This is a genomic window from Pseudomonas sp. PB106 (assembly GCF_009764645.1).
Classification (GTDB): Bacteria; Pseudomonadota; Gammaproteobacteria; order Pseudomonadales; family Pseudomonadaceae; genus Aquipseudomonas.
Window position 1 is genome coordinate 1 of the sequence record NZ_RWIM01000147.1, and the last position, 21,807, is coordinate 21,807.

The window sequence follows — 21,807 nt, forward strand, 5'->3', positions numbered from 1 at the left end:
GCAGCTCCTACATGGGATCGCGGTCTCATGTAGGAGCTGCCGAAGGCTGCGATCTTTTGATCTTAACGTTTGAGGATCTGGTCCATGACCCAGTCAGTCTTGAAGGCCTGTTCAGCGACGGCGGGATGTTGTGATTCGCCACGAATATGCCCATTCATGCCCAACACGTGATGCCACTGAATGTGTTGGTGATGGGGGATTTCCAGGCTAATGCTCTCATCCGCATGCAGCTCGACTGGGCGTTCATCGAATACGGAAAAACCAATCCGCCCAAGGCTGCCGATAATCTCGACCCGATCCTCACGCCGATCAGCGACAAAGCTCCAGCAGCCCATGCCCAGTGCCCCGGAGGCGAACCGCCAACTGGCGCTGACGGCATCTTCCGCCGCATACAGCCCGGCCTGACGCGCCGTGAATCCGGCCACTTCGACGATGTCGCCGAGCAGGTACTGGAACAGATCGAAACCGTGACTGGCCAGGTCAGCAAAGTAGCCACCACCGGCCACCGCAGGATCGGTGCGCCAGTTGTTGCGCCCTTCCAGATCCGCCGGCGACGGCGCCTTGGTCAGCGTCCAGCTCAAATGGCGAACCTCACCGATTCGCCCCTCCTCCAACCATTGCCGTACCTGCGCAAAACGCGGCAACGAGCGGCGGTAGTAAGAAACGAACAGGTGCAAACCGGCCTCGGCAAACGCCTGCTGCATCTCGCGGCTTTGCCCGGCGTTAAGCGCCATGGGTTTTTCCACGCAGCAATGTTTGCCGGCGGCGGCGACTTTGAGGCTGTAGGCGTGGTGGCTGTCGGGTGGCGTGGCGATGTACACCGCGTCGACCTCGGGATCGTTGATCAGCGCATCGACATCGGTGTAGACCCGAGCGATGCCGTGGCGCGCGGCGTAATCGCTGACCGCCTCAAGACGTCGCCCCATCACCGCCACCAGCGCCGAACCGGGCGCCTTGTAGAAGGCCGGCCCGCTCTTGCGTTCAGCGACGCTGCCACACCCGATCATGCCCCAGCGCACCACGCTCATGTCTGTTCCTTTAGCCGATGCGCAAGGCGCGCAAATCAAGGTGACCGTCCTGCAACGGCGGGCACCAATAATAGCCGCCGGTGATCGGGCGGCTGATGCGATACAGGCCATCGGTGATGCCGTCTTCCAGACCGCTCATGCGACGCAATTGCGCTTCAAAAGCGTCCAGCGAAAAGCCGAAGGCGAGGAACATCAAACCGGCGCGATCACCTTCGATCCACGGCATCGAACGACGTACCACGAACGCTTCCGGCGCGAAGCTTTCCTGCGCGGTGCGTTTGACGTGGGCGGAGATTGGCGCGTCGTCGATTTCTTCGTTGTCGCTCAGGCGACGGCCCATGATGTTGTCTTTGTCGTCCGCCGAGAGTTTGTGAAAACCCTTGAGGTCGTGCTGCCACTGCTGGATCGCGGCAAAACTGCCGCCGACCATGCCGTCAGTGCCTGCGCTTTGCAGGGCAGCGGCGATGGCGGCTTCGTCGTGGGGGTTTTCGGTGCCGTCTTCGTAGCCGGTCAGGTCGTGGCCGTCCTTATGGCGGAAGGCTTCCTGCATCTCGACCAGACGCAGGGCCGGTGCCAACGCGGCTTCGAGGGCGTTGCAGCGGTTGAGCAGCTCACCCCGGTCGACGCCGTGCAACCACACCCACAACGCGTGCTGGGTCGACGGGTTTTCCACGCCGACGCCAGACATGGCCGGGAAGCTGCGCAGGCCTTCGATTTGTACGTTGAGGGCCTTGACCAGGGACTCACCGAAACCAACCACTGCCGACTTGCCGTCCACCTGATTGATCAGGTTGTCGAACGCCTGCGGCAGCGCTTCAACTGATTCCAGAGCGAAAAACAGGTGACGTGCTTGTGGCGGAACAGGGGTGGCGAGAATGCCTGGCTGGTAGTAACTCATGTCAACTCCTTGAAAAAGTGCGCGGGAGTTTACCTGTGGCCGGAGGATTTGTGTGGGTTTGGATGGTGGCAAAAGCCCCTCACCCTAGCCCTCTCCCAAAGGGAGAGGGAACTGAATGGGGGATATTTGCGAGGTACGCCGACTTGAACGTGCTGCTGTGAATCCATAATCGACGCAAAACGTTCAGGTCGATGTATGAAGCAAGATGATGCCGCGCGCATTAAACCTAAGCCTTAGCGCGCGGTAAATGGTGGTTGGATCTTTTGCGTGGGGTGCAAAGGAATTGCAGGATGATAACGGGAACTGGGGTCCCGCTGTGGGTTCCCTAGTTGGCCTTTATTAGTTTTTGCGCGATCCATTGGGCCATTTGCGGGACGACGGCGTTTCCGGCAGCGAAAGCCTCTGCAAGGTTGGACGCATCCAGTCCGAGGCAAAGCCCATCATTTTCAGACGTTCGCTGCCGCTCAGCCATCTGATGCCATCCGTTCGGGTGAGCGACGAAAGTGGTACAGCCCATAGCGATTTGGGAGCCCGCTTTGTTTGCCAGTAAAGTATTGGCAGCCCATGCATCCGCGGGGCGTGGCCAAGGCTGCGACTGAGACGCTGGAGGTATTGCTTCCACTGGCGCGGCGTCAGCCAGCAGCTCCATGGGGGGCATTCGTTGATGACCTGCGACCAAGAATATTCGACGACGTTGCTGGGGGACTCCGAAATATTGAGCATTAAGCACTCGCCAGCATCCCACATACCCGCTGTCCGCAAGGGCCCGGATGACTGTTTCAAAGTCTTGGCTATCGTTGATAGCGAGCAAGTTAACGACATTCTCAAGCACCACCCAGCGAGGTTGTGTCTCTTGGAGGATGCGTATGACTTGCCAAAACAGGCCGCTGCGTTCGCCGCGCAGTCCCCGGATGTTTTGGTTGTTGGGGCGGCTGCCGGCGATGCTGATGTCTTGGCAGGGAAAGCCTGCGGTGATGACGTCGACAGGTTTGAGGTCGTGGGCGCCGCAATGGCGTACGTCTTCGTATTGGGTGGCGTGTGGAAATCGGTCGGCAAGGACAGCCCGGTTAGTGGGGTTGAGTTCCACTTGCCAGGCAGTGCGGTAACCTGCGTTTTCGAATCCTGCATCAAATCCTCCTATGCCTGCGAACAGGCTTCCAATGGTGGGCTGGGGCACGTCTGCACTCGTGTGGGCAGATGCTCAGGGCATTCGGATAGGAGGCTCGGGGCCTTCAGGTGATTGAGTGTCCGGCAACGCGGGCACTTGATTTGTAGGTCGGTGAAGCCTCGCGCTGTGGCGAGTTTGCGGTGGCATTGGCCACAGCGGATGTCTTGCATGTTCATGTCCCTTTGGCTGTGGGCCAGCCGTTGTCGGGTCTATCGTGGGTGTCCTTATTCAACGCAATAGGAATGATCCCGGCGACTGTTCGCCCCTGCAGGTTCGTCACCATTGGACAGTGACCCGTCCGTCCGCGCCGTCCGGTGCCGCGCTGGCGCCACGGCCTCCGCCGCCATGTCCTGGCGTTTGGGGTTTTCGGGCGTCGTTCCAAGAAGCGCCTGATTCGCCGCCCCCGCCCGCGCCTCCCAGAAAACCATCATTTCGAGCATTGCCGATGGGATGACCCGCGAGGCCGATGCAGTCGTGTTCGTCGCAGCCATACCCCTGACCTCCGTGTGCCGCAGTGCCGTCGAGTAGTCCGCCTTCTCCGCCGGTGGCATATAGGTGGTTACCGAATGCAGATACTCCGCCTCTTGCCCCTTTAGTGTTGAGGTCAGCGGCTCCCTTGCCGCCGGCGCCGACGACAACCCTCATTGAGGACATGCGCCGTACACTCACGAGTTTTCGGGTGACGCCGCCGCCCGACCCACCTGATGGCCCGGGTAAGGTTATAGACCGCGCACCGCCACCGCCGCCGGCAATGACGACCACCCATGCATGGGTTACGCCCGAAGGAACGATCCAATCGAAGGTGCCGGGGGTGGAAAAGACAGCGCGACCGCGGAATGGGTACAGGCTAGCGAGGGAGTTGGGGGTCACCATCGTGTTGGTCTCGGTCCCTGCTTTGACAGCATCTTGGGTAGCGATGCGCGCCATGCCGGCTGATAGTTCTGTGGCCTGGATCACTCTGTCGGCAATGGTTTTTAGTGACTCGAATTTTTCCTTGAGCCACAGCGTCCGGTTGGTCAGTTGTTTTATTGGCAGGTTGGTGACGCCGTCAGGGCCACCGACGACAGGGTCGGAGGTTTCTATCTGATAGACGCCGGGCGTCCATTGGTTGACTTCAGTTAAGTCGGCCATTAACGGGCTGCCCGGCCCGGTCACGTTGATCGGTGACGGGAGACAAGATACCGGTGAGCAATTCGGCGCGCTGCCGGGAGATTCTGTCCGCGCTGTAGGCAATGGGGCCGGATGCGGTAGGCTCGCAATGCTGAGAACGAAGATCCGTTCGGGTTCGAACGTCCCGTTGCCGAATATTCTTACAACTTTTCGCGGTTTGCCCGCGTAATTGCGGCAATTAGTGTGGGTGTACGGTAGGCATCAACCGCGTATGCCAGCTGAACGCAAGCGCGTTGGCGAGCGGCTACCAATGCAGATCGAAAAAGGAAATTTGAAAATGGATGAGGAAATCACGCTTGAGCACGAAGGTATTAACTACACCGCTACCTACAGCGTGTTCGGGGACACGTTGACGGTGTACTTGCCCAACGGTGAAGCTCGATCAACTGAGTTACGTGGGTTGCCCGTTGAGTCGGCTGCGTTGGTGCATCTGAAGGGTTACGTGCGTACCGTCACTTTGAAGCAAAACTAAGGAGAGTTAGACATGGCTGCAGGAAACATCGAGCGATTTAACGTGCTGGTGGGGGCGATTTTCGCCAAGCTTTATCAAGAGTTTCCCGTCGCCATCGAGCTACATCCAGAAGACTTTCAGGAGCAATTGGCTGTCAATCGGCCGGAGCCAGATGTTGACGATTATGACAATCGCCGTGATGGGAAATTTTTCGTTTCTACGGTTCTTTGGTTGAGCAACCATGACTATCTAGACTGTGGTTCCCACGTAAGCACGGGTGCGGTGATGGACTGCGTCATGACTGCCAGAACGTTAGAGCTTTTGAAAGCGATGCCTTCGAATCTTGAAAGCAAGGATCCGTCTCTGGGTGATCAGTTGATCAGTGCGACGAAGGACGGCATGACTGGTAAGGTCAAAGAGCTCGCTTCTGAGTTCCTGACGAAGGCCGTTGTTTTCGGCACAAAGGCTGCGACGGATTGGGTTGGCTAGCGTATTTCTCCTTCTATTGCGCTACCCATCAGATGCAGCTTTCAACCCGACAAGGCCCGTGTCCGTGGTGCAGTGGGGAATCCAACAAATCTCTAAAAGTGGGTGTCGCCGGACGCGACCTTGACTTTGAAAATTAGCACTCAATTATTCTTCTGATTTAACTGGATGACTATGCGGCTTTCATTGCGACAAATTTGGCGAATCCTGCGTACAAGTAAAGCGACATCTTATGCTCTGTTAATGCTAGGGCCAATGTTTATTCGTCCATTAGCCTTTGTCAAGGAGCCCAAACAACCTCAGCCTGCGTATGCGAAGCTCCCCGGGTTGTTGCATACGCCTTTATTGGTAGCAGGCGTTATGGCTCCTGCGTTCCAGTCTATTTATCAGTGGGTGTTCTGGCGAGAAGCGAGTAAAGAGAATCACACGCAGTCATGCGCAGATCTGTTGTACCTACTTCACGAAACAGAAGGAAGATATTTTTGGGGCGGCTTCGTTGTTACTATTTCATTATTATACGTTATAGCGACCCTTCGTTGGGGGTATCACAGGACCGCTATTTCGCTAATTCGAAGGTGGTTGCCAGATCTTTCCAACCCGCCTTTTAAGTATTTTTTAGTGACAACAGCTGCATTTGGGCTTTGGCTAAGTTTGTGCGTCACAGTTATCGTGTATGGGTTGTGGCACTGGAGGCTGGATGATGACTTGAAAATTATCATCAACGATTATGCAGCGCGCCACTTATCAGGATTGACCATAATGTTGCTGTTTTTGGGGATCTGCTTTAGGTTTGCGGGCAGAAACAGTGAGCTGGGGATGAAGGCATTATATGGCGGCCGAGGCAAGCTGAGCACAGTCGTGAGTATGGTGGCCGTTGGTGGTATGGCAGCGCTATCAATAGCATTAATAACAATGTAAACCCCCTTCCCAAGAAAGCTAGTAAGGGGGGGGTGGTCTTCAACAGTCTTTTATTTCTATAGCGGTTGTGCCAGGTAAAAATACAGCCTCTCGGAATCTCACCTCCTTGTCTAGAGAAACTGAGACGATAGCACGGTATTTATCTCTGATTTCGGCTGGGCACTTTGCTCCGAAAACCACCTCAGTTATCGGCGCCGGAAGATCGTAGGAGCCTGCGACTTGTCTTATATATCGCCATTCTTTCTCATAAGCCCAGTCGTTAGTTTTTGAGAAGAAAGCCCGTCGGACCTGGTCATCGTTGAAAGAGATAGATGATTTTGGTTTGTCATTAGCATAAAACGTTGTAGATGCGCTAAATCCCTTTTCGAATGAAAACTCACTTAGCTCATCTGAATAGGTTACTTGTTGGCATTTTTCAGCATCCGCCAGATCTGACCCATCTACCGCGTCGAAACCAACCGCGATTCCGCGGTGACTATCTCCGTAATGCGACCACATCAATGTGTTGGCCGGGTTTTCAGTTAAGCTGAATATGCCAACTCCATTAAGAAGTTTAGATAGGGAGTTGAAGTATCCATCAGGAGAGCTAAATCCGGCAACACCTACTTCCTGATAGAAGTCGCACATTATTTGATACTTTTTATCGAAACTCTTGGCCGATTTTATTCTGTTAAGTAGATATTTGAGCTGCTTTCCAGTGCGACCATAAAAAGAGGATCCGCTCTTTTTCGTCATGAAAATATTCATGATGAATCCCGAAGCTTGCGCCGCTTTTACATCTCGCGCGTGCTTCTTTAGTTCTTGAGGCGTTAGTGGTTTTATTTGGCACTCAAGCGGATCATTCAATGTGTCTGGTCTAGCCAGCCAGATTGATTTTTTTGTTATTATGTCCTCCGTTCTATCGCTGGTAGCTCTATATTTATAAAGCGTTTTGACTCTCTGTTCCTTGGGTTTTGCTTGTTTTGCGTCCGGTTGCATTGATAGTGATCCGATGAGCAGTTGTATTTTTATCTAAAGAAGCAGATCCCTGGAGGACTGCGAGTTTTTAAATAATTGGAAGTGGAGGAACTACACACACAGCGACGTTAGTCATATCATATGGTAACGATTACGGCCATCAAAATCGTGATTGGTTTTTTGGCAAACGCGCATCACGACGCTTATCAGCCTCGCTACACGCACTGGCATCTTGATTTCTTGCACCGATGCAGTTTTCATCTGAACTCCAACTCGACAGTAAGGACGTCAGGTATGAAGCAATACGATTGGTCGGCATGGACTGACCGAATCAAGAGCTTCACAGGCAAATGGGCTCTTGAACGCTGGTTTTTGATGTACCTGCACGAGCAAGACAACATCGATGCACTGGCGCTGGAGATAAAGACACGGCTGGCTGCTGAAGGCCGTTTTGCTGAGGTACGGGTACAGTCCATTTGGGTCGATGGAACACCGCAGGCAGAATTCAGCCCTAAAGGTCATCTGCCGGGTGTCAAGAAACCACAGTGTGAGTTGGCCGACCTGTTGCTTTGCGTGCGCTGGGAATCGTCTGTTGGCCTGTTACAGCGCGAGCAGGCGTTGTTAATTCAAGCCAAAGTCGCGATTAAGCACAACGAACTGCCTAGCGGGAAATCGACAAGGAAAGAACGCCTGCTTTTCGAAAGCTGCAATCGACATAAAAACATTACGTTGTATCCCGGCGTTAAGCGATTAAATCCGATTGGTGCGTATCAGTTAGGCAGCAGTACCAGTGGCAAAACCTACGGCTTACGCGATTGTGCTAGTTTCTTGTTGATGGCGAAAGGATCTTGGCCCGTGGCTACAGCCCGCATGGGACCAATGCAGGTTGGCTGGCCTGTAAGCAAGACAAAAACTGAGCTTACACCCCCCGATTCTTACTTGGATGCTGTTATCAGCATGGCATCTGGCACTGCACCGACAATGGGGCGGGAGGTAAAAACGGGAGCGCCCGCCAAAAACTGCGTTTGGACCAAAATGGTGAACGATCTACGTGGAAAATACCAAAAGATCACGATGGATGGCTATAAAGGGCAGGCTCGTTTGATCACTTCTGCTGAAAATGTTTCAGCAGCAAGCTATGTGAGCTCAGTCCTTGATAAGACTAGAGGATATAACAATTTCATCTCATGCCTTCAAAACGATCCTTCGGTTTCCCCCAGTGTTTTGCATTGGTTTAATCGAGCGAATTGGCGATACGCGAGACATTTAAAAAATCGATTCGATTGGAATCCCAAATATAGTAAAGGGTTTATGAATTTGTTCCTGTTTTACGACAATCCTTTTGATCTCAGTCTTTGGCGTGATGGAGTATCTGATACACCACCTCATAATGCCGATCTCAGTGACGGAAATGATCCGTATATTTCTACCGTAGTGATCACTGTACGCAGTCATGAGAAATACGACCGTACTGAAGATTAAAAATTGATTTACCTTTGATGGTGAAAGGCCGTTATCGCTAGCGGCCTTTTGATTTTTCGTTAATAGGATATTCCTAGATTCCTGTTGTATCTACCCAGCTGATCCTCACCCCCCACCCGAAAAATATTCGCCAAATAATCCAGCAACACCACCTCCTCACCGTTGATCATCTGCCGCACATACGTCGCTGAAAACGGCGTCTCGTACTTGGTCGGATCCCGCGGTTTGTGCGTGCCCAACTGGTATTCCTTGCCCGTGATGGTCATGGTCGTCACCAACGGCACTTCGCTCACCAACCCGCCGTTATTGAATACCTGCACGTTGGACCGACATTGCAGTTGCACACTCTTGAACGGCGTCACCAGCTTTCTGGCGGCTTCGACGTACAGGCTGTTCCAGGTGATTTTCCCTTCCAGCTTATCGATGCCATCGGGCAACTCGATCAACCCGACCATGCCTAGGCCTTGGAAGTCGCTCATGACAGTTTTGATCGTGCCCAGGTCGATCTCTTCACACTTGCCAAAGAAGCTGGCGCCATCCAGATAGAGGTTGGCGTTGGTGATGCGGTGCGCGCTGAAGCCTGCCATTTATACGGTCCCCAGTTTGGCGAGATAGTCGCCGGTGATTTCGGTTTCAAAGGTGCCGCGTTCGAACGGTAGCGGTACGGTGAGCTTGTAGTTGAACAGAGCGTGGCCTTGTTCGAGTTCGGTGGTCGGGTTGCGTGCCGGGTCGTACCAGCATTCGCCGCCGACGAGTGCGCCGTCGCCGATGAGTTTGCGCAGGAACAGGTTGACGCTTTCGGTGAGGCTGGTGACCAGCGCGGTGGTGATGGGTTGGTCGACAAACTGCAAGGCGCTGTAGCGAATGGATTCGTCGACGACGTCTTTGGTGCGGCGCACGTTTTCGAAGTTGCGCATGTGGGTGACGCTGGGCCATGCGGCGGTGCGATTGCCCCACAGGCGCAGGCCGGTGCCGTAGGCGTTGAAGACGGTGGTGATGCCGTTTTCATTGAGCAAGTTGACTTCGCTGGTGGCGTCGTCGATGCGCGCGGTTAACGGCCGTTCCAAGCCAATGACGCCGAGTAATGGTTGGTTGGAGCTGCTCCACCAGTAGCCGTGATCGTTGTCGATTTTGGCGCGCAGGCCGGCAGCGCGGATGGACAGTGGTTGCAGGCGTTCGCCGTTGCTGGCGGCGTCGTAAACGCGCACATGCGGGTAGCACAGGCGCACGCGATCGCTGCTGGTGTTGAAGTTGATGTTGCCGAGGGGGCCGCGCCCGGTGAGCACGTGTTGGACAGTGGCGCCGATGGGCGCGTCAACGTAGGCCACGCCGCCGACCCGGGTGGCGGCGACGATCAACTCGGCGGTCACCGCGTTGAGAGTGCTGAACCCCGGGGCAATGAAAATTTTGGGGAAGAAGCCTAGCCGGTTGTAGCTGTCTTGAAAGGCTTTAAGACCCGTGCGCAAACCTGCCTCGTCGATGCCACCGATGATGTCGGCGGCCGTGACCTTGGCGGGATCGGTGTAGGTGTAGCTGACCTTGATGGAGGCATTGGCGGGGATGCTGCCGCTAGCCAGCCGGGTGACTTGGCCGGTGGCTAAGGTCACGGTGAAGTCGGTGCCTTGCTGGTAGACGTCGGTGCCCTCGGCGGGCATCAGTTGCAGTTGTTGCAAGGCGCCTTCGGGCCGGCGCTGGTAGAGCCAATGGCGCGCCAGGTAGATGACGGCGTCGCGCAGGACGGTGGGCACCGGTTCGAGCGGCAACTGGTAGCGACCACGCAGGTAGCCGTCGACCAGTTCTTCGGCCTGGCGGACGCTGTTGTCGATGACGCTTTCGTCGGGCTCGCGAGCGCTTGCGTCATCGTTGGACAGTTGGGTGAGCGTCATCAGGGGGATGGCGTTGCCGAGGTCGGCGCGGGTGCAGTAGCGCATGCTCAGCCTGCCTTCAGTTCGACCAGTGCTTCCGGGAACAAGCACAACGCTAACGGGTTGGCTTGGGCTTCGAGGTCCCAGCCTTTGCCCATCTTGCGCGGCTCGGCTTTGCTGTAGAACGGCTGGCCCAGGGTGTTGACGGTTTCGTTGTAGTTGGCCGGGGCGTTGAACAGGCGGAAGACGCCGCGCGCCACGGGAAAGACTTGGGCGACGTTGGCGGGGATGAAACGCTGGCCGCTGACGGTGACGTCGTATTCGATGAACTCGATGCCGCCGAAGGTGAAGCCGTTGCGCAGGTCACCGCCAATGCGGTCTTGGGCTTCTTGATAGTGAGCGAAGGCTTCTTTGACTTTGGCGTGGTCGGTGAAGGCGTCGAACCAGTCGGGCCCGCAGAAGGCGCGGAAGCCGTTGACCATGACGCCACCGAGTTTGGATTCGGCGTGGCGCTTGGCGTCGAGGCAGGCTTTGCGCACGTTAGTGCCGGCGCTGCTGAGGGCGACGGTAACGCTCTTTTGTTCAACGTCGAATTCGTCGAACAGGTCGAACAACAGCGAGCCGTCGGCGTCGAGCAGTTGGCCGCGCAAGGCGCCGACGCGCTGGAATTCGCGGGTGGTTTCGATGCTGTTTTTGAGGTCTTGAAGGTGGTCGTTAATGACGGTGGCGATGGGCGCGGTGGCGCTCTCTTGGCCAAAGGCGGCGATGCCTTGCAGTTGGCTGGGCAGCATGGGCCGGCTGATGGGCAGGTGCAGGGTTTCGAAGGTGCGGCGTTTACGTTTGTTGCCTTTGACGGGGGCCGGGTCGTCGTTGCGTGAGGTGTTGGGCACCAGGACCAATCGGCCTTCGCGCTCGTCGATGATGACGCTGGTGCTGGTGACGCCTTTTTCATCGAATAGGCCCATGGCGCCGACTTTGCCGGGGATGGCCGGGAGCTTGTTCACGGCGGCGGTAAGGTTGGCGACGGTGAAGAGGTCTTGCAGGTTCATGGAATGGCTCCGTTAAAGGATGGCGCGGGCGACGATGCATTGGGCGTTGAGGTCGTCGAGGGCAGCGGCTTTTTGTGGCTCGGTGATGCCTTGCGGCCAAACGAGTTCAGGCAGCGCGAGCACGGCGCCACGGGCGATGACCACTGCGGGTGTGTCGCCGGCGGTGGCGTCGATGGGTTCGGCGAGCACCGCGACGGCTTTTTTGGCAGGGCCGGTGCCGGCAGGGTCAAGGGCTTGGTATTTGCTGGCGACTTTGGCCAGGACTTGGCCCAGGGCATACACGCTGCCGCCCAAGAGCGTGACGCGATCTTTGGTCCAGCCGGGGCTGACTTGCACCAGCAGCAGGTCGCCGAGGTCTTTGGGTTGGTTGAAGGTGGTCATGCTCAGCCCTGCCTTTGAGTGCGGGCTTCGGCATCGGCCAGCAAGGGGTTGGTAACCGGGCTGGGGGTATTGGCGGCGCGTTGCTGGGTGGCGACTTCGGTAAAGCTAATGGCGCCGGTGAGGTCTTTGAACAGGGATTTGAGGCCTTCGCTTAACGGTCGGCGCTGCTCCCCTTCGCCAAAATGCAACGGTGTTGCAGTGGACTGGGCGGCGTCGAGGGCGGCAATGACCACGGGCGCGTGCAGCGGCTTCATGCCAGCGGCGACGAGTTGTTCGGCGTAGGCGATGCTGGTGGTATGGATGGCTTGTTGGGCGGCGGCGCGGGCGGTCTGGTCGCGTTGGGCGAGTTCGGCTTTAAGCCGCTGGTTCTCGGCCTGTAGGGTGCCGGTGTCAGGTGCAGTGATTGGGGGTGTTTGGGGCGCGGGCTGGGGCGGTGGCGCTGCCGGTGCGCTCTCGCCGAAGTGGATGACGCCGGGCTCGCTTTCGGCCAGTTCGATCGGACGCAGGCCTTTGACCGCCGGCGGCTGGGCACCGAGGAAGCCGACGTGGCGCAGGTAGTAAACACCGGGCACGGGGTTGTTGGGCGCTGTTGGGTGGTAGAAGGAGGCGGAGACTTTTTTGTAGCTGCCGTTGGCGATGCTTTCGGCGAAGGTGGGGTCGATTTGTTGAGGGGTGGCGATCAGGCCTTCGGGCGTGGCCGCGAGGGTTTTGACCCAGCCGGCTGCGGGGGCGTCGTGTTGGGGGTGGCCGATGACCAGCGGGGCTTCGTGGAGGCTTGGGTTGTAGGCGGCTACGGTGGCGGTTAGGTCTGAGTCGGTGAAGTTTAGGGTGGTGCCGCAGGAAGCGGTGTGGAGGCCGGGTTTGAAAATGTGGAGGGGGTTCATGGTGTGCGCTGCGTTGGGGAGATTCGCAGAGCTTGGGCTTGATGGTTGGTGTGGGCTTTTAATCGGATTTAAAGGGTGAACTGCAGGGATTGCTGATGATGTGGCGGAAACTACGTACGTGTATGGCGCCCTGCTTGTTTATAAAGCATTTACCGCTGATGCTCCACGCAACCTTGAGCGGTTGCGGGGAGCGCGGTGCCGTTTGCCTGCTAGGCCTGTTGTGTATAGCCTTCGCTCCCATGTTCTAGGCGCCGCTTTAGCGCTTCGAAACATCTAAAACGAAAACATCGATCAGCCCAACTAGGCTTGGTGGTAGCGTCTGTTGAATACTAGCTTTCAGTTCTTGGGCAGTGCTGATGATCGTATTTTTGAGGCCCGCGACCTTTTCACGAGGGCCGAACCAGATCGCAAGATAAATGCCCTGCTGTTCTGCATCTGGGTGGATGGAGTAGCGATCATAGAGTTGCGCGGATGCAGCCGTGTATATCTCTTTATGCCACTGACCTTTTACCTCCACCACCAGCAATCGTCTTTTACCACCGATGAACTTAGTCGCAGTGAAATCGCTGCGATTTGCACTTTTTAGCTGATGCTCTGGCGTGATCGCGATGCCTTGAGGCTCAAGTCTTAGATTGAGACGTTCTGCAATGATTAAAGTCGCCGGGACCTCACCAAGTCGCTCACCTTTCTCGTAAAAGCGACTTGCGGAGTCGAATTCTCCACCATCTATGGCTTTCTGAAAGTCTTGGAGCTCTTGGAGGACGAGTTGACGAAGGCCTTCAACGTTCACCACCATATTTCGATCAAGCCGATTGACGATTTCCTCGGGGAGCGGAGGTGCGAAATCTCTCAGGGCATTTTGCCTGACTTTACCAGCACGTATACTCTTAAGGTCGTTGTACATATCCGTAAATCGAGAGTCAGCAAGCAACCGGTCAATGATAAGAACCGCATCTCTGGATTCATCAGAATGTATTGACCCAACTAAATCAGTCAAAAAACGGTATGCGTGTTCTTCTATGGGGCTATCTGTCCCCCAGTGATTGGGCAGGTCTACTTTAGGCCATTTATCGATGAAGGCATCTAGAACCGCCTCAACTTTACCAGCCGTGAGTTTTGGCCAATAAGAATGCTCGCCGTAGTTGAATCTTCCAGAGCGATTACTAAGCGGGAACACTGAGTTTTTATCAGATCGGAGCCAGTTCCAGTAGACGGCAGGTGTAGGGTCTAGAAAGTAAAAAGCTCGGACGAACCAAAAAATACGTTTGTGCTCGAGGTTTTCGTCTCCTGTAGGATTGGGCCAGGCGGACATGAAATCATCACAACGGCCTAAAATAATTCTTTGCAATTCATCACGATCACCGACCTCGGCAGCAATCTCAAAAAGCGTATCTAACGGTCCGAGTTGCAGTTCAGGGAAATTTCTAAGCCATTCCGTCGAGAGCGACGCACGTAAATCGCTGAAAGCATCGTCCCCTCGCAGTAACCAGACGTCTGGATCAGCAAAGTTGGATTGTTTTAATTGCGGCTCAATATATTGCCTGAGAAAGCTCTCGCTTTCTGCTTTATTAATAAATATTAGCCGATCAATCTCTTTTTTTAGTGCGTCTCGATCTTTTTGAGAGACCCCGCTGTAGCCCATGTCAACATTCGTCCTAAGCGCCCTCAGTAGCCGAGTATCAATACTCTTCAAGCTGCCATCTGCGCGCATGATCTCTAAGCAGGCCGCGAATAGGACCATTTCTGCATGTAATGTTTCTCCGGCACACTTTAATTCCGAGAGTTTGGCTAGGTCTGGTATTGATGATTCAATGAAATTAATGCAGTTTTTGAGTGCATTTCGAACAAGTGCCTCGTCGCCAGTACTATGCTCGATTTCGTCTGGATCCATAAGTATCAACTTAGAAAAATGGATGAGGCTATTCCAATGACGTCCACTTTCAATTAATTCTCGGTTATCCTGTAAAAACTGGAGATTCGCTAGGCGGATATTGACTTGTTGTAGCTGGCGACGCTTGATTCGTCGAGTGCGCCTGTATCGAGGTATTTTATTACGCTGTACTAAATTCGCGTATTCCTTATTGGACTTGGCCCACTCACGCATGAAAGGAGCTTTCTCCAAAGCCTGCTCACGCATGCTTCGCCTGAATGAGTTTGCCCCCTTCTCGGTCTTACTTTGATAGCGATGATGCACGGCGATAAAGTTAACCCATAACTTTGGGTTGTTTGATTCGAAAGCCAAATCCACTAAAAACTTGCGGTCATGAAATTGTAATTGCAATCCGGAATGGGAGTGGACTTCAAATTTTTCTATTCTCGTTCTGAATATATCCTCGCTATCAGTGAGCCCTCCAAAGACATGAGTTAGAATTCTATTACGCAAATCTCCATCATTCCTGAGCACTTCTACTGCCTTGCCATAGCTCGCTGGCTGGTCATGAAAATTGAGGTTCTCGAGCCATTTCCATATGCGCTCAGAATCAAAGGGGGCAGTTGATATCTCAAAATAACGATCTAGAATAAGGCCAATTATTTTACTAACGCTTACTCGGCAATCGCACAAGTAATATTCTTTACCGCACCTGCAGGACAGATTGCTGGATAAATCATCCAGCAACCACTGAAGCGAGTCTGGTTCTAAATCCTCAATGAAGCGTTTTAGAAAATATCGACTACCTATTGGCCGCTCAAAAGGTTTGTGTTTGGCGGGATATAGTTTTGCACACGTGCGAAAAAAATCTGCCAAGTACGCTGATGCAAATTTTTCCGGGCCCAGATATTTTATAATTTCTACAGCAATTTTCAGTGAAGTATGGCTGGCTTCGGAAATAAGAAATGCTAAATCAGCTTGATGGTCATGATTCTCCAGATCAAGCAGACATCTACTTGCTAACAAGCGAGTGGGTTCGGTTTCATCGCTGTTCAAAACGAGTTGACGCAGCTCGGTTGTCAAATGCGCAATAGCTGGTGAACCTGTTAGAAGTTCAAGAACCAGATCACGCAAATGTCCGTCACTTCCGCTTGCAAGCAGGGGTTTGATTTCATTCATGACATCTTGAGTGAAAAAACCCGCAGCACTGAATCTGCGCCAGGAATCTCCTCGCCGGAAGTAGGGGTCTTTCGCCTCTACGTCTTTCAAACGCTCTATAAGCAGCCGTTTTGAGAGGGGTTCAAGTTGAGAAGGATCGCCGTTCGCTAGCACTGCATACGGATCAAGCTCAATTGCCGCTTCCTGAATAGATTTATTGCCGAGTGCCGCCATCCACCCCAGCAGCCCCCGAAGTTCGTCCCGTACAGTGGCGTTTGGAGCGATTATGGGTAGGCATTTATGGATCGTTAGATGGTCTGTCGGGTCAGCTATTCGCTTGACTAGGTAGTCCGCAGCACAGTATTCGGCAACGATCTTGTGAACCGGTCGATGCTGATCCGCGCTTTCTCCGGGCTTGAAAAGCCGAGTTGCGAGGATGCCTTCAGCTGCTGTAGTTCTTTCAAACAGTGACGCCAGTAGAGGATAGATTCGGTCTGCTGTCGCTTCGCTCATTCCTATGCCCTCTGCACCTGAAAGCAAAAGCTTGGCGAACACCTCAGACGATAGGTCGACCTTTTGTGCGATCGGAAGAGTATGGCTGGTCTTTGCCACGGTGGCATTAGCTTCCTTTGCTAGGCGCTCGACCGCTTGGGAAAAAATGCTTCGTTTATCTGTGAAATGTCTGCCGCTTTCGATGTAAGCGTCTGCGAACATCTTTAAGAACTGGGGGTTGGGCAGTAGTGCTCCTAAATCAAATCGAGCGACTTCTGCCTGGAACGTTGCAAAATTTTCACCTTGAACATGGTGATGGAAAATTTCCCGCTGTTCTTCTTCTTCGAACTCGACCAGTTTGATCACGAGCGGTGAGCATCCGAAATACTCTTCGAATGCGCTGGTGGCTGCCGTTCCCCATTCGCTGGATCGACTCGAGATGATCACATGCGTTGGCTTTGCTTTACTCGCGTTAGCCAGGAGGTCATGAATACCGCTTTGATCGATTTTGGCCAACTCGTCAAACGCATCGATCACGAGCGGAGAGTTCTCAATATCTGTGCCCACACGCTTGAATCTATTCGCGGTAACAGTAGAAGCTCCCAGTTGTCGGGCCAAACTCCCCATAAGCTCAGTTTTGCCGCCGCCGGGCTCAGCCAAGACAACGATGTAATTTGAGGCGGCCAAGAGCTCCTTTTCTGTGTAGGTGCTGTCTTTGTTCGAAAGTCTGCGCGGAAGGTAAATTGTTGAACTCATAGGGAAAATTCAAATGCCTTGTCATGTCCGCACCAGATTTTTGGTGCTGTATTATTCAAGCTATGCCGTTCCACTAGCTTTTTCAGGTGAAGATCGTACGCCATTTTAAATGTAGCTTCTCGTACTAATTAGTGGCTGATAAGAAAACGCTTGACTGTAACGGCTGCGTGAATTAGCTTCAGGGCGTCCTTCTCGAGCTTATCGCGAAGCTGACAAGCTGTTTACCCCTAATGGGTCGTTTAGAAGATGCACTAAGTGCCTTCTTGACCTCTGTATACACTCTCTATGGAGATTGATTATGCCTGCCTACTTTAAGCTCGATACCTTTTCTAATATCCTGCGCTATCTAATTCTTGCTGCTCAAGCTAAGCGAGTAGTGCCTTACAACGAATTAGAAAATGCTTTTGGCCTTAGCCATAATATGGCCGGTCGTTACGCAGGCGCTGTGGGTGATTTTTGTCGCGACAACAAGTTGCCCCTATTGAACGCGCTCGTCATCAATACGACCGTCTGCAAGCCTTCAGACGGTTTTGACGACTATTTAGATGATTCAGGAATGACTTGGGGAGACTGTCTCGCTCACTGCTGGAGGTATTTTCATCTAACGACGTCTCGAACACATCAAGTGAAAAACTTCTCGGGCTTAACAGACTTAGTACGGGAATGGGGTAAAGCAGAGCTTTAACTGCATAATTTGAGCGACGTGTATGGGGTGATTAAGGTATGCCCCTTACTGTTGGTCATTCACCTGGCAGATATCATTTGTTGACGGTTGAGGTGCGGCTGTCGTGCCTAGCGATATCCCTTTCCTTGCCAAAGGAGTTTATTGTCTAGGCTGAAAAATAAAACAACCCGCCGAAGCGGGTTTTTAATCAGACTCGTTTTGTAGCTGAATCGTAGACCTCTTCATCTCGGCGAGCACCAACGCACAACACCAAAATGATTTCAGCACCGTTAACGCGGTAAACGATTCGTACATCTCCTGTCCTTATCCGGCGGTATCCGGCCAAGGCCCCCCGAAGGGGTTTGCCGATCTTGTCGGGCTCTCCTGTGGCGATGCGCTCCCGAACGACCTTCAGGACACGTTTCGCTTCGGCGCTTCCGAGCTGTTTGAGATCATTTTCTACAGCTGGGTGAAACCGAACATTCCAGTTCATCTGCGTTTGCCTAACTAAAGCGAGCCTCCATGTCTTCAAGGCTCACGGTGACAGTGTTGTCGAGGGTGGGCAGGCGTTCGATGGCCAGTAGTTCCGAGCGCAGATCTTCAAGTTCGTCCTGCAGTGCCTGGTAGGCGTCGACCCCTACCAGAACGGCTGCTGGTTCGTTGTCCTTGAATATCACCAAATGGGTCACTTCCCCACTGGCGACATCTTTCAATCGCGCTCCAAAACTGCGTGCCATAGCAGTGGCGGACACTGCCTGCTCAGCTCGGTTTAGGAGTGCACTCATGCTGTTGTTCCTTCAATCATCAACTCAGTAGTCGTTCGTAGGTTCGTAGGTTCGTAGGTTCGTAGGTTCGTAGATTCGTAGGTTCGTAGGTTCGTAGGTTCGTAGATTCGTAGGTTCGTAGGTTCGTAGATTCGTAGGTTCGTAGGTTCGTAGGTTCGTAGTTAGTCGTCGTAAGATCAGGAAGCGCTGAGCGTCGATGCACGCAAAGTATTGCGTATGATCATGCGCAACACAATACGCATCAGCATCCGCACCGACCAGTGGTCTATACAGCATCGTCACGACAATCTCTACGCCACGCTTTCTATCGCTATGAATCCCCCGCCTTTCTCAAGTGATCAAGACACATAATCAAAACAGCCTCTTCTGCCTCTGCTTGCAGATCTCCAGCGTTGCTTACTGGCAAGTATGGTCTCGCGGGTATGTCACCCCATAGCTGCGGGAAATCTACCCGTTCCCCGCCGAATTGCATCATCGCCGCATACGGTTTGTTGCTGCCAACCACGGCCGAACTGTCGGTTGCGTGCGTGGTTATGAGTGACTTCCGCAGTAAGGGGCCTGAGTTGTTGGTTGATCTGACTGAGCATGTGGCTGCCTCGTTGGTTGAGCTGGTGGCGATGGAGGATGAGGCGGCTCGGCATGTTGCTAAGGAGGTGGCCGATCGGATGGCGGCGCATTGGGGTGGGCAGAATGTCTACTTCCCGATGGGGCTGGCGGGTAAGTTGAGTCGGCGGGATCGGCAGATTTTTGAGGAGTTCAATGGGACAAATCATAGTGATCTGGCGAGGAAGTATTCGGTGTCGCTGCAGTGGATTTATAAGATTGTGAAGGCGGTTCGGAAGGATGAGGTGGCGCGTCGTCAGGTAGATAAGTTCGCCCCGTCGGTTGATGACTGACGGGGCGTTTTTTGTTGCGCTGGGTGCAAGGGAATTGCAGGGGTTGTCCCAGTTTGTGCCAGGGTAGCCCGGGATGGATCGGGTTTATCTCGCGTCTTGGGTATGATTTAGGTCACTCGTCAACAGCAAGACACCTCGGTCGGCCCCCTCTCCCTGTGGGAGAGGGCTGGGGTGAGGGTTTGCGTCATTACGCCATGCACTCGGGCTCAACCCCGTCCAGCGCTTGAACGCCCGGCGAAAACTGCGCACATCGCTGTAGCCGACTTCCTCGGTGATGCGCTCGATCGGCATATCGCGATTGGCCAGCAGACTCATCGTCCGCGCCTGGCGCACCTGCTCCAGCAACGCTTCAAACGTCAGCGCATGTTCGGTGAGGCGGCGACGCAAGGTGCGGCTGCTCATGTTCAAGTCACCGGCAATCTTTTCGATATGGCTGCCAGAGGTCAGATCCCTGGCAATCGCCCGCTCGACCGCCTGAATCAGATCGAGCTTCTGGTGCACCTGCGCGGCTTCCAGCTCCAGCAAGGCGACCGCCTGACGCAGCGCCAGCGAATGGTGATTGGGCAAATTCACGTCGAGCCACTGCGCATCAATCAGCATGCGATTGTGCAGGCAACCGAAACGCACCTGCGGGCCCAGCAGGCGATGGTATTCACTCAGATAACTCGGCGCGGCATGCACGAATTCCACAGCAATGGCTTTGAATGACTCCCCGACCAACGCACGGCCATACACCAGCAGGCTGGCGAAAAACTCCTCGACGGCAAACACCTGCACATCGGCGAACGGCAGGCGGCATTCAGCATCCAGGTGCACCTGCGCACCGACCACATCAACGCTCGACACCACAATCCCGCCCGAGGTGTGCTGGTGGCGAATCCCCAGCGCAAAAGCGTCGCGCAAGGTCTTGCACAGCGACAGCACATGCCCGAGCAAACCCAAAGTGCCGAGCACGTTCTGCGCGCCGACCCACAACCCCAAGCCTTGATTGGGCAGCACCTTGAGCGCGCGTTGAATCATCGCCACGGCCTGGCGATAGGAAATCCGTTGCGTCGGATCCTGCAAGTCTTCGAGGGTAAAACCCAGGCCACGGCACAGGCTTTCGGGATCGATGCCCTTGTTCTGCACGACTTCGGCGAGGGTTTGCAGTAGAAACGGCGACACCAGCGCCAGTTCAAAGGTCGGGTCTTGGACTTTTACGTTCATGGCGGCTGACATTCCGGATCATGCTTGATTGTTATTTTTGTTACCGGTTATGTCGAAGGAAGTTAGCACAGGCTTGGACGACTGTCCGCAGAAGCCCCCCTCAATGGCCGCGAAAACCCTGCCCCGCCGGGCGCCAAGCGCTTATTTCTATAGTGCCGGACGTCCCGCCTGCCGGCGTTGCGCCCAAACACAATAATAATGAGGACGGATATGCACCCGAACCGCGCGACTTTGCCCCTGCGCCTGGCCCTATCTTTGCTGGGCTGCGCCGCGACCCTGCCGGCGCTGGCCACTGAAGCCGGCGTCGACAACATCGGCCCCGGCACCGACGGTTTCTTCATGCTGCCGCTGGAGGTCGACAGCCTTCCGGAGAACATGGTCGCGTTCAACGTCTACTACAACCATTACAAGTCGCGGAAACTCAATATCAGTTCACTCGGCGGCAAAGTGCCGAATGTCGAAATCGAATCGACAGCGGTGATTCCGCGCCTCGACTACTTGAGCCCGGTGCGCGTCTTTGGCGGGCGCCTGGCCGGCTACATCGCGCAGCCGTGGTTGAAACAGGAAGTCTCGGTATTCGGTCTGGACGACACCCGCGAAGGCATGGGCGATACCACAGTCGCGCCGATCATTCTGTGGGACATGGGCAAGAACCTGACCCTCGGCGCCGCACTGGAAATCACCGTACCGACCGGCGAATACAGCGTCGACCGGCTGGCCAACACCAGCAACAATTTCTACACCTACAAGCCGTTGTTCTCGTTCACCTGGCTGCCGACCGAGCGCACCGAAATCTCGATGAAGACCACCTACAGCTTCAACGAAAAGAACAAGGACACCGACTACAAATCCGGGCAGATCTTCCACTTCGATTATTCGGCCAGCTACAAGATCACCGACGACCTGATGCTCGGCCTCAACGGCTACTACCTCAAGCAAACCACCGACGACAAACAGTTCGGCCACACCGTGCAGTTCGCCGGGCAAGACGTCGATGATGGCGTGCGCGGCCAAGTATTCGCCATCGGCCCGGCGCTGCACTTCACCTTCCTCAAATACGCCAGCGCAGAGATCCGCTGGGCCAAGGAATTTGACGTGGAGAACCGGCCTGAGGGGGAAATGCTCTGGGCGAAAGTCAGCATCCCCTACGCCTTCTAACCCCACCGCACCCCCCTGTAGGAGTGAGCCTGCTCGCGATAGCGGTGTGTCAGAAAACACATCAGCAACTGACACACCGCTATCG

Annotated in this window: 23 protein-coding genes; 7 read left to right on the top strand and 16 right to left on the bottom strand. The window is 54.5% G+C overall.

The genetic code is table 11. From position 1 onward, the window contains the following. Positions 1–62: 62 nt before the first annotated feature. The 5 genes from EJA71_RS19560 to EJA71_RS19580 form a co-directional block, all read right to left on the bottom strand. On the bottom strand, positions 63–1,028 hold the full coding sequence (locus EJA71_RS19560) for a Gfo/Idh/MocA family protein (RefSeq protein ID WP_158959250.1): 966 nt from the start codon (positions 1,026–1,028) through the stop codon (positions 63–65). 10 nt (positions 1,029–1,038) lie between these two features. Continuing rightward, positions 1,039–1,926 carry a Dyp-type peroxidase gene (locus EJA71_RS19565; protein ID WP_158959251.1) on the bottom strand — a complete coding sequence of 296 codons (888 nt, stop codon included), beginning with the start codon at positions 1,924–1,926 and terminating at the stop codon, positions 1,039–1,041. A gap of 325 nt (positions 1,927–2,251) precedes the next feature. After that, positions 2,252–3,103: a DNA cytosine methyltransferase gene (locus EJA71_RS19570; RefSeq protein WP_158959252.1), complete on the bottom strand. Its 852-nt coding sequence runs from the start codon at positions 3,101–3,103 to the stop codon at positions 2,252–2,254. Next, on the bottom strand, positions 3,064–3,270 hold the full coding sequence (locus EJA71_RS19575; protein ID WP_371925710.1) for a Com family DNA-binding transcriptional regulator: 207 nt from the start codon (positions 3,268–3,270) through the stop codon (positions 3,064–3,066). The genes EJA71_RS19570 and EJA71_RS19575 overlap by 40 nt, the downstream gene beginning before the upstream one ends. 100 nt (positions 3,271–3,370) lie before the next feature. Next, on the bottom strand, positions 3,371–4,225 hold the full coding sequence (locus EJA71_RS19580) for a glycine-rich domain-containing protein (protein ID WP_158959254.1): 855 nt from the start codon (positions 4,223–4,225) through the stop codon (positions 3,371–3,373). A 250-nt stretch (positions 4,226–4,475) separates the two neighbouring features. Between EJA71_RS19580 and EJA71_RS19585 the strand changes: the two genes are divergently transcribed. From EJA71_RS19585 to EJA71_RS19595, 3 genes are all read left to right on the top strand, one after another. Next, the gene (locus EJA71_RS19585) at positions 4,476–4,736 is read left to right on the top strand and encodes a hypothetical protein (RefSeq protein WP_158959255.1); all 261 of its coding nucleotides are present in this window, start codon (positions 4,476–4,478) and stop codon (positions 4,734–4,736) included. A gap of 12 nt (positions 4,737–4,748) precedes the next feature. Then, on the top strand, positions 4,749–5,204 hold the full coding sequence (locus EJA71_RS19590) for a hypothetical protein (RefSeq protein WP_158959256.1): 456 nt from the start codon (positions 4,749–4,751) through the stop codon (positions 5,202–5,204). Between the two features lie 252 nt (positions 5,205–5,456). Continuing rightward, the gene (locus EJA71_RS19595) at positions 5,457–6,119 is read left to right on the top strand and encodes a hypothetical protein (protein ID WP_158959257.1); all 663 of its coding nucleotides are present in this window, start codon (positions 5,457–5,459) and stop codon (positions 6,117–6,119) included. A 39-nt stretch (positions 6,120–6,158) separates the two neighbouring features. Here the strand turns inward: EJA71_RS19595 and EJA71_RS19600 are convergent, their stop codons facing one another. Continuing rightward, on the bottom strand, positions 6,159–7,097 hold the full coding sequence (locus EJA71_RS19600; protein WP_158959258.1) for a DUF2971 domain-containing protein: 939 nt from the start codon (positions 7,095–7,097) through the stop codon (positions 6,159–6,161). 273 nt (positions 7,098–7,370) lie between these two features. Between EJA71_RS19600 and EJA71_RS19605 the strand changes: the two genes are divergently transcribed. After that, the gene (locus EJA71_RS19605; protein ID WP_158959259.1) at positions 7,371–8,558 is read left to right on the top strand and encodes a hypothetical protein; all 1,188 of its coding nucleotides are present in this window, start codon (positions 7,371–7,373) and stop codon (positions 8,556–8,558) included. Between the two features lie 59 nt (positions 8,559–8,617). On the opposite strand, the gene EJA71_RS19610 is transcribed toward EJA71_RS19605, so the two are convergent. The 6 genes from EJA71_RS19610 to EJA71_RS19635 all read right to left on the bottom strand — a co-directional run bounded on the left by EJA71_RS19610 (position 8,618) and on the right by EJA71_RS19635 (position 17,013). Further along, positions 8,618–9,145: a phage major tail tube protein gene (locus tag EJA71_RS19610; protein WP_158959260.1), complete on the bottom strand. Its 528-nt coding sequence runs from the start codon at positions 9,143–9,145 to the stop codon at positions 8,618–8,620. After that, positions 9,146–10,489 carry a phage protein Gp36 family protein gene (locus EJA71_RS19615; RefSeq protein ID WP_158959261.1) on the bottom strand — a complete coding sequence of 448 codons (1,344 nt, stop codon included), beginning with the start codon at positions 10,487–10,489 and terminating at the stop codon, positions 9,146–9,148. Positions 10,490–10,491: 2 nt separating this feature from the next. Then, a complete protein-coding gene (locus tag EJA71_RS19620; RefSeq protein ID WP_158959262.1) occupies positions 10,492–11,472 on the bottom strand; it encodes a major capsid protein in 981 nt (326 codons plus the stop codon). A gap of 12 nt (positions 11,473–11,484) precedes the next feature. Beyond that, positions 11,485–11,853 carry a head decoration protein gene (locus EJA71_RS19625; protein WP_158959263.1) on the bottom strand — a complete coding sequence of 123 codons (369 nt, stop codon included), beginning with the start codon at positions 11,851–11,853 and terminating at the stop codon, positions 11,485–11,487. Positions 11,854–11,855: 2 nt separating this feature from the next. Next, entirely contained in the window at positions 11,856–12,737 is an 882-nt protein-coding gene (locus EJA71_RS19630) for a phage protease (RefSeq protein ID WP_158959264.1), read from the bottom strand. 256 nt (positions 12,738–12,993) lie between these two features. Beyond that, on the bottom strand, positions 12,994–17,013 hold the full coding sequence (locus EJA71_RS19635) for a hypothetical protein (RefSeq protein ID WP_158959265.1): 4,020 nt from the start codon (positions 17,011–17,013) through the stop codon (positions 12,994–12,996). 298 nt (positions 17,014–17,311) lie between these two features. Here EJA71_RS19635 and EJA71_RS19640 point away from each other — a divergent pair, with 298 nt between their 5' ends. Beyond that, positions 17,312–17,698 (top strand): hypothetical protein, encoded by a 387-nt coding sequence (locus EJA71_RS19640; RefSeq protein WP_158959266.1) that lies wholly within the window; start codon positions 17,312–17,314, stop codon positions 17,696–17,698. 187 nt (positions 17,699–17,885) lie between these two features. On the opposite strand, the gene EJA71_RS19645 is transcribed toward EJA71_RS19640, so the two are convergent. The 3 genes from EJA71_RS19645 to EJA71_RS27600 all read right to left on the bottom strand — a co-directional run bounded on the left by EJA71_RS19645 (position 17,886) and on the right by EJA71_RS27600 (position 18,967). After that, a complete protein-coding gene (locus EJA71_RS19645; RefSeq protein WP_158959267.1) occupies positions 17,886–18,170 on the bottom strand; it encodes a type II toxin-antitoxin system RelE/ParE family toxin in 285 nt (94 codons plus the stop codon). Between the two features lie 10 nt (positions 18,171–18,180). Beyond that, the gene (locus tag EJA71_RS19650; protein ID WP_306110082.1) at positions 18,181–18,414 is read right to left on the bottom strand and encodes a type II toxin-antitoxin system Phd/YefM family antitoxin; all 234 of its coding nucleotides are present in this window, start codon (positions 18,412–18,414) and stop codon (positions 18,181–18,183) included. 358 nt (positions 18,415–18,772) lie between these two features. Next, entirely contained in the window at positions 18,773–18,967 is a 195-nt protein-coding gene (locus EJA71_RS27600) for a phage virion morphogenesis protein (protein WP_256671780.1), read from the bottom strand. A 28-nt stretch (positions 18,968–18,995) separates the two neighbouring features. Between EJA71_RS27600 and EJA71_RS27605 the strand changes: the two genes are divergently transcribed. Beyond that, on the top strand, positions 18,996–19,358 hold the full coding sequence (locus tag EJA71_RS27605; RefSeq protein ID WP_158959269.1) for a Mor transcription activator family protein: 363 nt from the start codon (positions 18,996–18,998) through the stop codon (positions 19,356–19,358). Between the two features lie 84 nt (positions 19,359–19,442). On the opposite strand, the gene EJA71_RS19665 is transcribed toward EJA71_RS27605, so the two are convergent. Continuing rightward, positions 19,443–20,564 carry an AraC family transcriptional regulator gene (locus EJA71_RS19665; protein WP_158959270.1) on the bottom strand — a complete coding sequence of 374 codons (1,122 nt, stop codon included), beginning with the start codon at positions 20,562–20,564 and terminating at the stop codon, positions 19,443–19,445. Positions 20,565–20,774: 210 nt separating this feature from the next. Between EJA71_RS19665 and EJA71_RS19670 the strand changes: the two genes are divergently transcribed. After that, positions 20,775–21,722 (top strand): transporter, encoded by a 948-nt coding sequence (locus EJA71_RS19670; RefSeq protein WP_158959271.1) that lies wholly within the window; start codon positions 20,775–20,777, stop codon positions 21,720–21,722. Positions 21,723–21,807 lie beyond the last annotated feature (85 nt).

Coding starts and splice junctions, on each gene's coding strand:
- EJA71_RS19560 (WP_158959250.1), bottom strand. CDS start 1,028: ATGAGCGTGGTGCGCTGGGGCATGATCGGGTGTGGCAGCGTCGCTGAA.
- EJA71_RS19565 (WP_158959251.1), bottom strand. CDS start 1,926: ATGAGTTACTACCAGCCAGGCATTCTCGCCACCCCTGTTCCGCCACAA.
- EJA71_RS19575 (WP_371925710.1), bottom strand. CDS start 3,270: ATGAACATGCAAGACATCCGCTGTGGCCAATGCCACCGCAAACTCGCC.
- EJA71_RS19580 (WP_158959254.1), bottom strand. CDS start 4,225: ATGGCCGACTTAACTGAAGTCAACCAATGGACGCCCGGCGTCTATCAG.
- EJA71_RS19585 (WP_158959255.1), top strand. CDS start 4,476: ATGCCAGCTGAACGCAAGCGCGTTGGCGAGCGGCTACCAATGCAGATC.
- EJA71_RS19590 (WP_158959256.1), top strand. CDS start 4,749: ATGGCTGCAGGAAACATCGAGCGATTTAACGTGCTGGTGGGGGCGATT.
- EJA71_RS19595 (WP_158959257.1), top strand. CDS start 5,457: ATGTTTATTCGTCCATTAGCCTTTGTCAAGGAGCCCAAACAACCTCAG.
- EJA71_RS19600 (WP_158959258.1), bottom strand. CDS start 7,097: ATGCAACCGGACGCAAAACAAGCAAAACCCAAGGAACAGAGAGTCAAA.
- EJA71_RS19605 (WP_158959259.1), top strand. CDS start 7,371: ATGAAGCAATACGATTGGTCGGCATGGACTGACCGAATCAAGAGCTTC.
- EJA71_RS19610 (WP_158959260.1), bottom strand. CDS start 9,145: ATGGCAGGCTTCAGCGCGCACCGCATCACCAACGCCAACCTCTATCTG.
- EJA71_RS19615 (WP_158959261.1), bottom strand. CDS start 10,489: ATGCGCTACTGCACCCGCGCCGACCTCGGCAACGCCATCCCCCTGATG.
- EJA71_RS19620 (WP_158959262.1), bottom strand. CDS start 11,472: ATGAACCTGCAAGACCTCTTCACCGTCGCCAACCTTACCGCCGCCGTG.
- EJA71_RS19625 (WP_158959263.1), bottom strand. CDS start 11,853: ATGACCACCTTCAACCAACCCAAAGACCTCGGCGACCTGCTGCTGGTG.
- EJA71_RS19630 (WP_158959264.1), bottom strand. CDS start 12,737: ATGAACCCCCTCCACATTTTCAAACCCGGCCTCCACACCGCTTCCTGC.
- EJA71_RS19635 (WP_158959265.1), bottom strand. CDS start 17,013: ATGAGTTCAACAATTTACCTTCCGCGCAGACTTTCGAACAAAGACAGC.
- EJA71_RS19640 (WP_158959266.1), top strand. CDS start 17,312: ATGCCTGCCTACTTTAAGCTCGATACCTTTTCTAATATCCTGCGCTAT.
- EJA71_RS19645 (WP_158959267.1), bottom strand. CDS start 18,170: ATGAACTGGAATGTTCGGTTTCACCCAGCTGTAGAAAATGATCTCAAA.
- EJA71_RS19650 (WP_306110082.1), bottom strand. CDS start 18,414: ATGGCACGCAGTTTTGGAGCGCGATTGAAAGATGTCGCCAGTGGGGAA.
- EJA71_RS27605 (WP_158959269.1), top strand. CDS start 18,996: ATGAGTGACTTCCGCAGTAAGGGGCCTGAGTTGTTGGTTGATCTGACT.
- EJA71_RS19665 (WP_158959270.1), bottom strand. CDS start 20,564: ATGAACGTAAAAGTCCAAGACCCGACCTTTGAACTGGCGCTGGTGTCG.
- EJA71_RS19670 (WP_158959271.1), top strand. CDS start 20,775: ATGCACCCGAACCGCGCGACTTTGCCCCTGCGCCTGGCCCTATCTTTG.